The organism is Listeria aquatica, assembly GCF_014223975.1.
Classification (GTDB): domain Bacteria; phylum Bacillota; class Bacilli; order Lactobacillales; family Listeriaceae; genus Listeria; species Listeria aquatica.
Genome location: NZ_JAARRM010000008.1, coordinates 24318 through 39078 on the forward strand (window position 1 = coordinate 24318; position 14761 = coordinate 39078).

The 14761-nt window shown below is 39.0% G+C and carries 15 protein-coding genes; 6 read left to right on the forward strand and 9 right to left on the reverse strand.

Annotated features, from left to right (window positions below; translation table 11 throughout):
- Positions 1–22: 22 nt before the first annotated feature.
- The 5 genes from HB912_RS12740 to HB912_RS12760 form a co-directional block, all read right to left on the reverse strand.
- Entirely contained in the window at positions 23–550 is a 528-nt protein-coding gene (locus HB912_RS12740) for a hypothetical protein (RefSeq protein ID WP_185375127.1), read from the reverse strand.
- Positions 540–1175 (reverse strand): ATP-binding cassette domain-containing protein, encoded by a 636-nt coding sequence (locus tag HB912_RS12745; protein ID WP_185375129.1) that lies wholly within the window; start codon positions 1173–1175, stop codon positions 540–542. Before HB912_RS12745 ends, HB912_RS12740 begins: the two co-directional genes overlap by 11 nt.
- 12 nt (positions 1176–1187) lie before the next feature.
- Complete coding sequence (locus HB912_RS12750; protein WP_185375130.1) at positions 1188–1910, reverse strand: hypothetical protein; 723 nt, start codon at positions 1908–1910, stop codon at positions 1188–1190.
- 666 nt (positions 1911–2576) lie between these two features.
- Positions 2577–3377, reverse strand: coding sequence for a hypothetical protein (locus tag HB912_RS12755; protein WP_185375132.1), 801 nt, complete (start codon positions 3375–3377; stop codon positions 2577–2579).
- Between the two features lie 62 nt (positions 3378–3439).
- Positions 3440–3847: a hypothetical protein gene (locus HB912_RS12760; protein ID WP_185375134.1), complete on the reverse strand. Its 408-nt coding sequence runs from the start codon at positions 3845–3847 to the stop codon at positions 3440–3442.
- 522 nt (positions 3848–4369) lie between these two features.
- Between HB912_RS12760 and rpsL the strand changes: the two genes are divergently transcribed.
- From rpsL to HB912_RS12785, 5 genes are all read left to right on the forward strand, one after another.
- Positions 4370–4783, forward strand: coding sequence for a 30S ribosomal protein S12 (gene rpsL / locus HB912_RS12765; RefSeq protein WP_115753688.1), 414 nt, complete (start codon positions 4370–4372; stop codon positions 4781–4783).
- Between the two features lie 41 nt (positions 4784–4824).
- Positions 4825–5295 (forward strand): 30S ribosomal protein S7, encoded by a 471-nt coding sequence (gene rpsG, locus HB912_RS12770; RefSeq protein ID WP_036072795.1) that lies wholly within the window; start codon positions 4825–4827, stop codon positions 5293–5295.
- 79 nt (positions 5296–5374) lie between these two features.
- Positions 5375–7462: an elongation factor G gene (gene fusA / locus HB912_RS12775; RefSeq protein ID WP_036072812.1), complete on the forward strand. Its 2088-nt coding sequence runs from the start codon at positions 5375–5377 to the stop codon at positions 7460–7462.
- A 119-nt stretch (positions 7463–7581) separates the two neighbouring features.
- The gene (tuf, locus tag HB912_RS12780) at positions 7582–8766 is read left to right on the forward strand and encodes an elongation factor Tu (RefSeq protein ID WP_185375136.1); all 1185 of its coding nucleotides are present in this window, start codon (positions 7582–7584) and stop codon (positions 8764–8766) included.
- Between the two features lie 118 nt (positions 8767–8884).
- The gene (locus HB912_RS12785) at positions 8885–9277 is read left to right on the forward strand and encodes a hypothetical protein (RefSeq protein ID WP_185375138.1); all 393 of its coding nucleotides are present in this window, start codon (positions 8885–8887) and stop codon (positions 9275–9277) included.
- A gap of 42 nt (positions 9278–9319) precedes the next feature.
- On the opposite strand, the gene HB912_RS12790 is transcribed toward HB912_RS12785, so the two are convergent.
- The 4 genes from HB912_RS12790 to HB912_RS12805 form a co-directional block, all read right to left on the reverse strand.
- Positions 9320–10300, reverse strand: coding sequence for a polyprenyl synthetase family protein (locus HB912_RS12790; protein WP_185375140.1), 981 nt, complete (start codon positions 10298–10300; stop codon positions 9320–9322).
- Between the two features lie 22 nt (positions 10301–10322).
- A complete protein-coding gene (gene eetB, locus HB912_RS12795; protein WP_036072818.1) occupies positions 10323–10865 on the reverse strand; it encodes a flavinylation system FAD exporter subunit EetB in 543 nt (180 codons plus the stop codon).
- Positions 10866–10898: 33 nt separating this feature from the next.
- A complete protein-coding gene (locus HB912_RS12800; RefSeq protein WP_185375142.1) occupies positions 10899–11336 on the reverse strand; it encodes a NusG domain II-containing protein in 438 nt (145 codons plus the stop codon).
- A gap of 156 nt (positions 11337–11492) precedes the next feature.
- The gene (locus tag HB912_RS12805) at positions 11493–13385 is read right to left on the reverse strand and encodes an FAD-dependent oxidoreductase (protein WP_036072822.1); all 1893 of its coding nucleotides are present in this window, start codon (positions 13383–13385) and stop codon (positions 11493–11495) included.
- A gap of 433 nt (positions 13386–13818) precedes the next feature.
- Here HB912_RS12805 and pplA point away from each other — a divergent pair, with 433 nt between their 5' ends.
- Complete coding sequence (gene pplA, locus HB912_RS12810) at positions 13819–14718, forward strand: extracellular electron transfer flavoprotein PplA (protein ID WP_185375144.1); 900 nt, start codon at positions 13819–13821, stop codon at positions 14716–14718.
- Positions 14719–14761 lie beyond the last annotated feature (43 nt).

Here is a 14761-nt window from a genome sequence, read left to right on the forward strand (position 1 = left end):
TTTTTATGCCGTGAATGCTAGCTTAGGGGATAAGAATGGAGTATTTTGTAAAGATTCTACCTGGTTTTGGAACAAGAAAACTGAAGCGCATAGGCTTGTCTTGATGACTAACTTCTTGTTTAGCTACATTAAAGTGAAATTCAAGCTTTGTTTCTTTAGAAAGGCGCAACTCTTTACTAACAAACCGTTTTCCGTCTTCTGTATATACGTCTGCTGCTATTCCGGGCTCGAAATAAGGAATATTTAGCCAAATATTTTCAACGAAATTTTTATTGTTTTTCTTAAAACCATAATCATTTAACCCCAGAAGCTTAATAGATAAAAGAACATTAACATTAATTTGATCGCCTAATTGTTTTTTGCTCGTATTTAGTACTTTAAACTGAACAGATTTGTCCTGAACTTCTTGCTGGATGGGAATGATTTTTTCTGTCACTAAATGCCGGCTTTTGTAAGCCTGATTAACTACATGGTAGCGATAAACAGCTAAGCTTAAAATGATCAAAATAAGAAGAATGGAAGTAAAAAGAAGTCTTTTTTTATTTTTCACTCACAGTTCCTTCTTTCACAATAAAATGTTTCGTAGCTAAGGATTCAATAAATGGCAAATCGTGGGAAGCTATAATAAAAGTAATATTCAATTCTTGATTTAATTTTTTTATATAGTGAATTAAATTTTGAATGCTTGTCTGGTCAAGAGCATTAGTAGGCTCATCTAGAATAATAAGTTCGCTATTTCCAATTAATGCCTGTGCGATGCCAAGTTTCTGTTTCATTCCGAGGGAGAACTTCTTAACTTTTTGTTTTCCTTGGAAAGGGAGATTAAATTCTTTTAAAAGCGAAATAATGTCTTCCTCTGTAACATTCTCTTGCAGTTCCGCTAATAGCTCCAAATTGGTAAAAGCAGTAAATTCTTCAATAAGACTCGGATTTTCGATGAGAATCCCAGCTTTTACAGGGTATTTTTCACCAACACGAACCATCTGACTGTCTACTTTAATTTCCCCAGATGTTTTAATTAATCCAAGTATTGCACGAATAATCAAGGTTTTACCGGAACCGTTAATTCCTTCTAAGGCCACAATATCTCCTTTATTAATAGAAACAGAGATGTCTTGTAATAAAGGTGTTCCTTTTAGCGTTTTTGAGACGTGATTTAGTGTGATATAGCTCAACTGACTGCCTCCTTATAGACTCTTTTTTTTATAAACGATCAAATAGCTAGCGCTCAAAATAATTAGCGTAATGTAAATATAGAAACAATCAAAATTGGAATAATAAGAAAACCGAGCCAGCATAGCTAAATTTAATAAATTCCATTTGACGCTTGTATAAATAGAAACAATCAAAATGATTATTGGGATAACAATGCCAGCAATAGGGCTAAATAGCGCGCATATTTGCTGGATAAATAAGAGAACTAACACGCTTCCTAAGAGAATCGCGAAAAACAAAAAAGGGTGATGGGTTTCAGAAATTTGTAACCAAGTATGCGTTCCAGTTATCAGTTTTTGACAAAAACTAGCAATGGCAAATGCGATACTTGTATAGGCAAAAGCGATTAAATAAAGAAAAAATGTATTTATTATTCCAAACTGGAATTGACTAAACCCTTTTCCTCTTAGTTGAATGGAATATTTTTCCCAGAGTGCTTGTAAGCTGTTACCGATTATGAATAAAGGAATTGTAAAAAAACAAAACCAAAGGACGGGGATTTGGACTCGATTTGAAGCAACATCATGAAATGAAGTTCCATAAAAAAACAAACTGAACATAGACGTTTGTGGGTTGTCCTTTAACTGGATGGCTAGAATAATCTCTGTAAGAATGATAACCATCATTAAGTATAAGAAGCGTTTTTGAACAAGTTGCCTAAAATAATAGAATTGCACTTTTATCAATGCCTTCATAAAATATCCTTTTTCATTAATATGACGTATGCGCAAAGTAAAATGCTAACCATAAAGCCAGCTGTAATGAATAAAGTAGCAATCTCCTGTAGCAAGTATTTCTTGCCGATATATTCATAAATCACCGAGGGGAGTTGCTTAAGCGATAAAGCAAAACAAATAATATTGAAAATAAAAGCTATGATAAAAGTAAATAGCTTGGAGCGAAATAAGAAATATAATAGGATACACAAGCTTGCCAAGACTAGTTGGCTTAGAAAAAGTGTAAGACTTTTTAAAATGAAGCTAGTGATAAAACTAGTAAGAACAGAGAATCGGTTTGAAAAAATAAAGCTTAATATAGTTGAAAACAGCCAACTAAGCCAGATAAATAAATTTATTAGAAGGGTTTGCAAACAAGCTTGCTTCAACCAAATTTTTCTGCTTTGTGTAAAAGGAATATCGTGGATTTGAAAATGTAATACAGATAGATTGGCGATTATACACACATTAAAATAAACGATGAACAACAAAAAACGATTGAATATTGATTCAAATGCTGAACTAAAATTGTCTGCGTCTAGATAGATGGGGATAAATGAAAAAGAATATAGGATAACCAAAATGGCTAGACTGATATAGAGTGGAACAAAGAGTTTAGACTTTTTCATTTGCTGTTTCCAAAGCTTACCAAAAGACACGTTTCTTCACCCCTCGAAAAATGAAATAGGCACTGTAGCAAAGGAGAGCGAAAAGAATGACTAAAATAGGGAGCCACTTGATATTTGTAGTTAGGGCTGTCTCTCTTGTAAATTCAAAAGGAGCAAGACTTCCAGTTTTGAGTGTTGGTAAAAATGAAGAAATAATCAATAATATGATCTGCAAGACAAGTCCTGACATAAGTGCTATAAAGGTGTTTTTAATCCACAAAGAACTTGCAGTGACAAATAAAGAAAATAGCCCGCCCCAAAAAGCTGACCACAAGATAGAAAGCACTGCATGGAGAAACGGATGCGAATAATAAAGTGTTACAAACAGGGTGTTTTGATGAATAATTAAGAGATTTGAATTAAGCAAATTATCTGGAACGATATTTGGAAATAGGAAGAAATACAAGCCAAAATTAACAGCTAATGAAATAAGAACTACTATAAATCCTAAGCCAAAAGAGATGCTGAGATAGCTTCCTAATACTTGTCGAACATTGGATTTAATGAGGCTTTGATAGATAAAACCAGAATCAATATCTTTTCGTAAAAGTGATCCTGCTGGAAGAGCTGCTATTAATGGAAGTAGGATGAAAAAGATGGCAGACATCGTATTGAAAGGATCAATTGACATCCATCTGGTATAAGGTGAATCTAAGAAATGGTTTTCTGTTGCTAAGGAAATAGAAGGGTAAATTTGAAAAAGAGGAATAAGCAAAATGAGTAACAATAAAGCAAAAAAATAACGTCTGTTAATTCGTCTAAAGATGAATTTGAACATGGTTTCACTTCTTTCGTTTATTATGCAAGCAAATTATTATATGTCATGGCCTCTAGCGACGCTTATCTGACAGAATCAGGACTCCATACTCCTCGAGCATGAGCGTTAGCAAATCGGCGCGAATCAATTCTTACAGAGACCCCAGAACCATACCTTTCGACAGCTAAATTATAAAGGAAGGTCGCTTGTCCTCCTGGGTAGCTTCGATAGGTTCGTCCTCCTGAAACATCTCGACCGTCATATAAAGCTGCCCAAATGTTGATGTAGGTTGATCCAGAAGTTGTTTTGTTATAGTAAGCAGTGCGGTTGTCTTTTTTACGAGCAGGGGTATGATCATTCGGACTCCATATTCTATATTCATTTCCCCACGAAGTATCACCATGATTACTGGCTAAAGCATCTGTAGCAAATCCGAAACCGATAAGTGATAAGGAAAGTGCTGAAAACGGTATTATTTTCTTAAAATTCATATAAATCCTCCTATTTGTAGTTTGTTCATGATTGTATTAATGCTAAGAGGAACTTCTTATAATAATTTGCTTACCTCAACATACTAGCTTACATCATAAAAAATTGCAAATTTTCCGAAAATGTATAAAAATAGATGTTAATTTTTAGGGAAGTAGATATAAGTACGTGTTTAAAAATTTATTAGTAAAAAAATTTTGATAGGGATAAAAAAGGAGAGACTTAGTATCTAAACTTTATTTAAATTTGTCTATAAATTGAATGATTAAAGTAAATTTAATTAAGAAGCTACTGAAAGTTAAAAGTGAATTTTACAACTACCCAAAAAATTTATTTGTAGGAGGAGAGATCATGACTGCCTCTTGACACACACAACTCAAAGTGCTATCATAATCAAGGTGCCTCTTCTATAGAGGTCTTGAAAATGGAAATTGTTGTAGGGTTGTCTACAGCACTTTTATTTTTCCGAAAAAATGAACCACCTGGATGTGTGGAACTACTAAAGGAAAGGAGGAACCCATCCAATGCCTACTATTAACCAATTAGTTCGCAAACCGCGTCAATCTAAATCGAAAAAATCTGACTCTCCAGCACTTAACAAGGGACTAAACACTTTCAAGCGTGAACTTACTGATGTAAATTCTCCGCAAAAACGTGGTGTTTGTACTCGTGTTGGTACAATGACTCCGAAAAAACCGAACTCCGCGCTTCGTAAATATGCTCGTGTGCGTCTTAGTAACGGAATCGAAGTTACAGCTTATATCCCAGGTATCGGACACAACTTGCAAGAGCACAGCGTTGTTCTTATTCGTGGTGGACGTGTAAAAGACTTGCCAGGGGTACGTTACCATATCGTACGTGGTGCTCTTGATACAGCTGGTGTTGAAAATAGAGCTCAAAGCCGTTCTAAATACGGTACAAAAAAACCTAAAAAATAAGCGATTTATTTTAAATCCAATTTATGAAAGGAGGATATCCAATGCCTCGTAAAGGTCCTGTTGCTAAACGTGACGTTTTGCCAGATCCGATTTACAATTCTAAACTTGTAACTCGTTTAATCAATAAAATGATGATTGACGGTAAACGTGGAAAATCCCAAGCGATTCTATACGCTGCTTTCGATATCATTAAAGAAGAAACTGGAAACGATCCAATGGAAGTTTTCGATCAAGCGATCAAAAACATCATGCCGGTTCTTGAAGTAAAAGCTCGTCGTGTCGGCGGTGCGAACTATCAAGTTCCAGTTGAAGTACGTGCTGATCGTCGTACTACTCTTGGTCTTCGTTGGTTAGTAAATTATGCGCGTCTTCGTGGAGAAAGAACAATGGAACTTCGTCTTGCTCGCGAAATCATGGATGCAGCGAACAATACTGGTGCATCTGTTAAGAAACGTGAAGATACACATAAAATGGCGGAAGCAAACCGTGCATTCGCTCACTATCGCTGGTAATAAAGAATTGGCTGCCGCTTTCTTTTTTGAAATTAGGCGAGCCGCTTAAAAAAATGTTTTATGGAAGGAGAAAGACAACATGGCAAGAGAGTTCTCCTTAGAAAAGACACGTAATATTGGGATTATGGCGCATATTGATGCTGGTAAAACCACTACTACGGAACGTATTCTTTTCTATACAGGGCGTATTCACAAAATTGGTGAAACGCATGAAGGTGCCTCCCAAATGGACTGGATGGAGCAGGAACAAGAGCGTGGTATCACGATCACTTCTGCTGCAACAACAGCTCAGTGGAAAGGGTACCGCGTAAATATCATTGATACACCAGGACACGTAGACTTCACTGTTGAAGTTGAACGTTCGCTTCGTGTACTCGATGGTGCAGTTGCCGTTCTAGATGCACAATCTGGTGTTGAACCGCAAACTGAAACTGTTTGGCGTCAAGCTACTACTTACGGGGTTCCTCGTGTAGTATTCGTCAACAAAATGGACAAAATTGGCGCAGATTTCTTATATTCTGTAGGAACTTTGCATGACCGTTTACAAGCTAATGCTCATCCAATTCAACTTCCAATCGGTGCTGAAGATACTTTCACTGGTATCATCGACTTGATTGAAATGCATGCATTGTATTATGAAGATGATCTTGGAAACGATCCACATGTTAGAGAAATTCCTGAAGATATGAAAGATCTTGCTGAAGAATATCATGGTAAACTTATCGAAGCTGTTGCTGAGCTTGATGAAGAGCTTATGATGAAATATCTAGAAGGTGAAGAAATCACAAAAGATGAACTTAAAGCGGCGATCCGTAAAGGAACACTTGCTGTTGAGTTTTATCCAGTCGTTTGTGGTACTGCGTTTAAAAACAAAGGTGTTCAACCGATGCTTGATGCAGTTATCGATTACCTTCCAGCACCAACTGATGTTCCAGCTATTAAAGGTACTTTGCCTGATGGTGAAGAATCTGAACGCCACGCAAGTGATGAAGAACCCTTCTCATCTCTTGCATTTAAAGTTATGACTGACCCTTATGTTGGCCGTCTAACTTTCTTCCGCGTTTACTCTGGTACTTTGAACTCTGGTTCTTACGTACAAAACTCAACAAAAGGTAAACGTGAACGTGTAGGTCGTATCCTGCAAATGCACGCTAACCACCGTGAAGAAATTGATATTGTTTACGCTGGTGATATTGCTGCAGCTGTAGGTCTTAAAGACACGACTACTGGGGACACACTATGTGATGAAAAGAACCAAATTATCTTGGAATCCATGGAATTCCCAGAACCAGTTATCTCGGTTGCAATCGAGCCTAAATCGAAAGCAGACCAAGATAAAATGGGTCAAGCTCTTGCGAAACTTGCAGAAGAAGATCCAACATTCCGTACTGAAACAAATACGGAAACGGGTCAAACGATCATCTCTGGTATGGGTGAACTTCACCTTGACATCTTAGTTGACCGTATGAAACGTGAATTCCGTGTTGAAGCAAACGTTGGTGCTCCTCAAGTATCCTATCGTGAAACATTTCGTTCTGCTGCTGATGTCGAAGGTAAATTCGTTCGTCAATCAGGTGGTCGTGGACAATATGGTCACGTTGTGATTCACTTTGAGCCTAACGAAGAAGGAAAAGGCTTCGAATTTGAAAATGCGATTGTTGGTGGGGTTGTTCCACGTGAATATATTCCAGCTGTTCAAGCAGGTCTTGAGGGTGCACTTGAAAATGGTGTCCTTGCAGGCTATCCACTAATCGACATTAAAGCAAAACTATTTGATGGTTCTTACCATGACGTTGACTCTAACGAAATGGCCTTCAAAGTAGCTGCTAGTATGGCGCTTCGTAATGCTGCTAAGAAATGTAACCCAGTTCTTCTTGAACCAATTATGGGTGTGGAAGTTGTTATCCCAGAAGAATATCTTGGGGATATCATGGGGAACATTACTAGCCGTCGTGGTCGTGTAGATGGTATGGAAGCTCGCGGTAACGCACAAGTTGTTCGTGCTTTTGTTCCACTTGCTGAAATGTTTGGTTACGCAACCGACCTTCGTTCTTCAACTCAAGGTCGCGGAACTTACACAATGCAATTTGACCACTATGAAGAAACACCAAAATCAATCACTGAAGAAATCATCAAGAAAAATGGCGGAAATAAAGGCGAAGAATAATCGTTGCATTTCTGACTCACATCAAGTATAACTTTAATTAAGGAAGTACTTGCCGAGTGAATTTCACTTGGCAGCTATTAAATATCATTTTTTTAAACATTAAGGAGGATTTTATTAAAATGGCAAAAGAAAAATTTGACCGCTCAAAACCCCATGTAAACGTTGGAACAATTGGACACGTCGACCATGGTAAAACTACACTAACTGCAGCTATCACTACAGTTCTATCTAAAGACGGAATGGCACAAGCATCTGCTTATGACCAAATCGATGGTGCACCAGAAGAACGTGAACGTGGTATCACTATCTCTACTGCACACGTAGAGTATGAAACTGCTAACCGTCACTATGCACACGTTGACTGCCCAGGACACGCTGACTATGTTAAAAACATGATCACTGGTGCTGCACAAATGGACGGAGCTATCCTAGTAGTATCTGCTGCTGATGGCCCAATGCCACAAACTCGTGAACACATTCTTCTTTCTCGTCAAGTAGGTGTTCCTTACATCGTTGTATTCCTAAACAAATGCGACATGGTTGACGACGAAGAACTACTTGAACTAGTTGAAATGGAAGTTCGTGAACTTCTAAGCGAATATGACTTCCCTGGCGACGACATTCCTGTAATCAAAGGTTCTGCACTTAAAGCTCTTGAAGGAGACGCTGAATGGGAAGGCAAAATCCATGAATTAATGGATGCTGTTGATTCTTACATTCCAACTCCAGAACGTGATCATGACAAACCATTCATGATGCCAGTCGAAGACGTATTCTCGATCACTGGTCGTGGTACTGTTGCAACTGGACGTGTTGAACGTGGACAAATCAAAGTTGGTGACGAAGTTGAAATCATCGGTATCAAAGATACTGCTAAATCAACTGTTACTGGTGTGGAAATGTTCCGTAAGCTTCTTGACTATGCAGAAGCTGGAGATAACATTGGTGCGCTTCTTCGTGGGGTTGCTCGTGAAGATATCGAACGTGGACAAGTTCTTGCTCAACCAGGATCGATCACTCCACACACTAAATTCGAAGCTGAAGTTTATGTTCTAACTAAAGAAGAAGGTGGACGTCATACTCCATTCTTCACAAACTACCGCCCACAATTCTACTTCCGTACAACTGACGTAACTGGTGTTGTTGAACTTCCAGCAGGTACTGAAATGGTTATGCCTGGAGACAACATTACAATTACAGTTGAACTTATCGCTCCAATCGCGATTGAAGATGGTACTAAATTCTCAATCCGTGAAGGTGGACGTACAGTAGGCGCTGGCGTTGTATCTAAAATCGACAAATAATAAATTTATTTGTTCTATAAAAGTCGGTGAAGCATTTATGCTTCCCGGCTTTTTTTGTTGTTTTTCTGACCCTGATAGGCGTATGCTTGATATGGAAAAGGAAAGGTAGGGATAAAGAATGACAGCAAAAGAAAGAAGATTACAAATAAAAGCAAAATGTGCGGAGTTTGGTGGTGGATATGCTCAGCTAGTCGAACCCATTAATGATATGTTACTTGCACTAGATGCAGATATTTCGCAAGAAACGGCAAGTCAGGTGCTTTTGAATATTGAACTCTATGCAAAAGGAGAGAAATATCTACCGGATTGCCATCTGGATGAAAGTAATCATTTTCTAGATGACGGCATAAAAGCGCTAAAAGCAGGGGATCTTGGGAATGCGGCCTTACAACTATTCGGAGCAGGGCTCAATTTTGCAAGTTTTGCTGCGAAAGCGAACGTTGTGAAAAAAGTAGACGCGCATCTGATGCTTGCTGAACGTTTCAAGCGTTTGAAGGAAATAGAAGAATAACAAAAAGGAACTTGGCAACTACCAAGTTCCTTTTTGTTACGCCTAAATTTGGCGGGTCAAAATTTCATTTGTAAGAGCCGAAAGCTGGTCACGGTAAGCACCTTTCGGCAGCTTAGCGATTTCTTTTTGGGCTTTCTTCGTGTATTTTCCTGCAAGTTCAAATGCTTGCGCCGTACCCTGATAGCGGTTGATAAGCGTCGTTAGCTCGCGGAGATCCGCGTCTGTCATCTCCTCTTTCTTGCTAAGAAGAGGTTCAAAATCTCGCTTATGGCCACGCATCGCGTAGATGAGCGGAAGCGAGTAAACCCCTTGGAGGACATCGTTTAACACCGGTTTTCCGAGCCCGTCATCCGTACTCGTGTAATCAAGTACATCGTCAATGATTTGAAACGCCATGCCGAGATAATGCCCGATATTCCAAGCTTTAATGGCAAGTGCACGAGGAGCTTTGCTAGAGACTGCGCCAGAATAGCAACTCAAGGCAAACAGCTGCGCCGTTTTCCCTGAAATGCGTGCGAGGTAGGACTTTACAGACACATTTAAATCGTAACGCGTGCGCATTTGATCAAGTTCACCCATCAAAATTTTCTCGATGTTTTTACTGCTGAATTCAATGTTCGAAATCGAATCCGAATGCTTGGACAAAATCTTAAAACAAATGGTGAATAAATAGTCACCAGTATAGACCGCATAGTGATTTCCGTATTTCGAATTGATCGTTGGTTTACCTCGTCTGATAGAAGATTCATCCACAACGTCATCGTGAATCAGCGTCGCCATATGTAGGACTTCAAGCGCTGCTGCAACAGATATGGCACGATCTCGGTCGTAATCCGGACCAAGGTTCGCCGAAAGTAAGGCAAATGCCGGCCGAAGTAACTTACCGCCAGCGTGAATCAACATTTTAATGTTTTCTTCAACACGTTTATCGCGAATTTGAATATTTTCTTCAATGGTTTGAAGCACATCAGCAAGATCAGTTTTTAGTTCAGGATAATGTTCCCACATGGAATGAAGTTGCATAGCGAAACTCCTTTTTTTCTATTTATTCGAGTGTGCGCTGTTCTTGTTTGGCGTTAAAAAACACACGTAGGGTTTCAACGTTTTTCAGTAAATAATTAGCTGCGATTCCTACTGCGATTCCTGAAAGAATACCGATAAAGGAAAGGACAGGTAGATAAAGCATTACGCTCCAAGAACCCGCGATCCAGCTTGCTACAACTAGTTGACCAACGTTATGCAGAATTCCCCCGGTTGTGCTGACGCCAATGATACTAACATTTTTAGGTCCTAACTTTTGCACTGCCCACATTCCGATAAAACTTAGTAAAGCACCGGCTGCGCTGTACAAAAATGTAGAAATAGTTCCGCCAAGTAAAGTCGAAAGGACAAGGCGGATGATGATAATCATAAAAGTATCTTTAGTCGAGAGCGTATAAAGCGAGATGCAGGTAATGATATTAGCGAGTCCAAGTTTTGCTCCAGGTGCGAATGCAAAGGGGAAGGGGATAGCTCGCTCTAACAAGCTAATCACCACAGCTTGCGCCGCGAGCAGAGCGATATAAACCAGACGTTTATTTTTCGTCATAAAATTTCACTTTCCTTTTTTCTTCCTGAAGAATCAAGAAGAAATAATCATATCGTCATCATCAGTGTTGTTTGAACTGCCATCAGTTGCCTTCACTTCGATAACGAGTTTATGTGGGAGACAAACAATCGTTTCACCGCGTTTTGTAATGGCACCTGTTCGAACACAAACTTGGTCACCACATGTAGCTTTAGAGATTCGAATTTGTTCATCTTTCACTTCAATCGTATTGGAATCGCCATCATCTTGTGTAATAGTGAAGGATTCTGTACCGGTGTGTCCAGTTAAAGCAACTTTTTTATATTCTTTGCCATCTACCGTAATAACGGCAGTCAACCCTTGATTTTCTGCGGTTTTCGGTTCATTCGCTTTAACATAAGAGAAAATAGCTAGAGGCAAAAAAGAAAGCAATGTTAGCAAAACGACAAGAATGATATCGAAGCGACGAATCATTTTTAAATATGGCTTCACTTACTTTCCCCTCCGATCATTTTCCTATCCCTTTTATTGTATAGGATTTAAGTGAAAAAATATACCGTTTTTCTTCTGAATGTATAAATAAACTGATTGAAAATAAGAGGAGCGAAATCCACAAATGGGACTTCGCTCCTTGTTCAAAGTTATCCGTTATTTCCTGTCTGAATCCCGGTAAACAGCACGAGGTTTACCGTACCAGAAGTTGCCAAGGTGTTTTTGGAACCAAGGAACAACCCAATAATCTAAACCAAATGTGCGACCAGCACCATTTAGCATTGCGAACGAAGCAGGAAGAGCCCAGAATTTGTCCCATCCAAGCATAGCGCTCAGTGTAAACATTACTAGGAAGCCCATGCTTCCAACGCTTGCAAGCCAAGTGAATAGTCCAACTACAAGTGCAAGACCAATGGCAAGTTCAATGAAAGGAACAACCTTTTGCATGAAAACAGCCACATCTTGATTTGGCATTACGATTTTCATGATCCATTCAAACCAGCCCCACATGTGACTTAAAATAGGTGTTGTCACATTTTGAGCAGCATCTCCGGCAGCGTCTCCAGCAGCTTGGCTCGCGCCGGATGTAGCAGCAGCTTGCAACCAGTCAAATGGCATTTTCGAAGTCGTTGCAGTTAACCAAGAATCAGGTCCAAGCCCTTGGAACATCGGCTTAAGATTTGTCAGACTGACTTTATCCCAAGTCCCTTCACCGTAAATCTTCGCAAGTGCTTCATCAATCCAAAACCAACCTAGATAAACACGTAGTGGTAAGCTCCAAATAACATTTCCGTAACGAGAAGTCCAGCCGCGGAAAATGTTGCGATGGTCTTTGATATGGAAGAATTCGTGCATAATATATTGCCACATGTAGTAACCGCTTCGGATTCCGAAGAAGTAGTACAAGTTAACGATGTGTTTCATAAAGATCGCAAACCAGCCAGAAAGATGCATCCCAGAAAGGTTTGCAACCCCATACTTAGCACCAATCGAAACCATAACACCGTGATATTTCCCTTGGAAAGGTGTTTTGTCTCCGCCACTAATTTCAGCAATGATGCTTTTGGCAGCAGTCATCCCAGTTTGTTCGGCCGCTTCAACGATTTGTGGAGTTGGTTTGCCTTCTTCTTCCTCAAAGTAAGCTAAATCCCCGATAACATAAGTGTTTTCGTATTTTTCAGCTTCCATATATTGGTTGACTTTAAGACGACCAGCACGTGCTGATTCCATTCCGTAATCTTTTGTATCTGAGTTTGCACGAACACCAGCAGTCCAAATTAACGTGTGTGTCGGAAGTTCTTCGCCAGATTTTAAGACAATGCTTTCAGGTTTGACTTCAACGATCGCAGCACTTTTAAGGATTTTAATACCTTTTTTCACCATGTATTTTTCAGCTTTGTCGGCATCGCGGCGTTCTAACATGTTTAGAATTGTTGGAGCCGCTTCAACGACGATCAATTCAATTTCAGCTTTGTCGATTTTGTTATCTTTTGCAAGACGATCTTTCCATTCAAGCAATTCGCCAACCATTTCAATTCCAGTAAAACCAGAACCGCAGACAACGAAGCGTAGCATGGCTTTACGCTTTTCAACGTCTTGTTCGCGGCTAGCTTTTGTAACGGTCGCTTCAATATGTTTTCTCAAACGAACAGCATCTTCCCAAGACCAAAGCGTGAATCCGTTTTCTTGTACGCCCGGCGTACCGAAGTCATTCGGCTCTCCACCCATACCAAGTACAAGATAGTCATAGGGATAGCTTCCATGTTCGGTTGTTACAACCTTTTTGTCGTGATCTACGTTTGTGACATTATCCGTCACCAGATTTACTTTTGTACGATTGAACAAACGACGCAAATCATATTGAATAGCTGTCGGTTCAACGCGTCCACCAGCGACTTCATGAAGTTCCGTCATCATTGTATGATATGAATGACGGTCGATCAAAGTGATTTTCACATCTTGATCTCTTTTGTACTTTTTCGCAAGCTTCTTTGCTGCGTGTACCCCTGCATACCCTGCCCCTATCAGAACAATATTTTTTTCAGGCATATGCGTTCTCAACTCCTTGTTATTTTATTCACAAACAAATAAATTAGTGCAAAGTAAAAAGTATAATAATAACCTAACATAGTGTAACAGATTCTATAGACCCTTGTCTAGACTGTTTTGAGTAAAAAACTACAAAAGTAAAAAAATAGTGCTTTATTGGAAACAAGTCATTTTTTATGGGTGTAAATACCTTGGAGTCAGTAGGTATAATGACTGTTTTGTTTGCTATTTATCAAATTTTGCAAGAAACAAGGGCTTTCCTCTATCGTTTAGTCTTTTATTCATAAAATTCTATAAATTAGATTATTTTGTTGTGTATAGACAAAGTCCGGTCGTGATGGTATGATTTGAATGTAATCGTGATAGACGCTTTCAAATTAGGTTTTCTTGCTCGCGTTATCACAAACTTTATTAGTTAAGGTGGGAGCGAATTATGGAATTGAAAAAAGTTGCGATGGGGCTTACTGCTATAGTAGCATCAAGCATGTTGTTAGTAGCTTGTGGGAATGATAATAGTTCTTCTGACAAGAAATCAGGTAGCGATGCAAAACAAGAACAAAAAAAATCCGCAGATGCTAAAACAGACGGAACAATGACTGATGGAACATACAAACTAGAAGAACAAAACTATGATGATAAAGGCTGGAAAGGCTTTATGTCTATCAAAGTAAAAGATGGCAAAATTACAGACGCAAACTATGACTATAAAAATAAAGATGGCAAGTTAAAATCTGAAGATGCAGACTACGAAAAAGCAATGAAAGCTAAAGCTGGTACTGGTCCCAAAGAATACTTGAAAGAACTTAACGATTCTCTTGTGAAAAACCAAGCGGCTGGAGCAGTAGAAGTTGTTTCTGGTGCTACGCATTCTTCTGATACATTTATCAACTATGCAAACCAATTGATCCAAGCTGCACAACGTGGCGACACAACAACAATCAAGATCAATAACGGTGAAAAAATGCAAGACGGAACTTACAAACTAGAAGAACAAAACTACTCGAACGGCTACCGCACAGTGTTCTCGATGACTGTTAAAGATGGTAAAATCTCTGAATCTGATTACAACTATGTAAATAAAGATGGTCAAAAGAAAACGGATGATGCTGACTACGAAAAAACAATGAAAGAAAAAGCTGGCACTGGTCCAAAAGAATATATCCCAGCACTTAATGAATCTTTAGTTGACAAGCAAGAAGCAGGAGAAGTGGATACAGTTTCTGGAGCTACTCATTCTTCCGATCAATTCAAGATTTACGCTGCACAACTTATCAATGCGGCACAAAACGGGAACACAAGTACAATCAAAGTTTACAACAAAGTAGAAGAATAAGATTCTTTCCGAGTTGGAATTAACAAAAACCCCTAGAGTTAGG

What these genes read in the sequence shown, in the direction of transcription:
- HB912_RS12755 (WP_185375132.1), bottom strand. Translation starts at nt 3,377, where the DNA reads ATGTTCAAATTCATCTTTAGACGAATTAACAGACGTTATTTTTTTGCT.
- HB912_RS12750 (WP_185375130.1), bottom strand. Translation starts at nt 1,910, where the DNA reads ATGAAGGCATTGATAAAAGTGCAATTCTATTATTTTAGGCAACTTGTT.
- pplA (WP_185375144.1), top strand. Translation starts at nt 13,819, where the DNA reads ATGGAATTGAAAAAAGTTGCGATGGGGCTTACTGCTATAGTAGCATCA.
- rpsL (WP_115753688.1), top strand. Translation starts at nt 4,370, where the DNA reads ATGCCTACTATTAACCAATTAGTTCGCAAACCGCGTCAATCTAAATCG.
- tuf (WP_185375136.1), top strand. Translation starts at nt 7,582, where the DNA reads ATGGCAAAAGAAAAATTTGACCGCTCAAAACCCCATGTAAACGTTGGA.
- HB912_RS12790 (WP_185375140.1), bottom strand. Translation starts at nt 10,300, where the DNA reads ATGCAACTTCATTCCATGTGGGAACATTATCCTGAACTAAAAACTGAT.
- fusA (WP_036072812.1), top strand. Translation starts at nt 5,375, where the DNA reads ATGGCAAGAGAGTTCTCCTTAGAAAAGACACGTAATATTGGGATTATG.
- HB912_RS12785 (WP_185375138.1), top strand. Translation starts at nt 8,885, where the DNA reads ATGACAGCAAAAGAAAGAAGATTACAAATAAAAGCAAAATGTGCGGAG.
- eetB (WP_036072818.1), bottom strand. Translation starts at nt 10,865, where the DNA reads ATGACGAAAAATAAACGTCTGGTTTATATCGCTCTGCTCGCGGCGCAA.
- rpsG (WP_036072795.1), top strand. Translation starts at nt 4,825, where the DNA reads ATGCCTCGTAAAGGTCCTGTTGCTAAACGTGACGTTTTGCCAGATCCG.
- HB912_RS12760 (WP_185375134.1), bottom strand. Translation starts at nt 3,847, where the DNA reads ATGAATTTTAAGAAAATAATACCGTTTTCAGCACTTTCCTTATCACTT.
- HB912_RS12805 (WP_036072822.1), bottom strand. Translation starts at nt 13,385, where the DNA reads ATGCCTGAAAAAAATATTGTTCTGATAGGGGCAGGGTATGCAGGGGTA.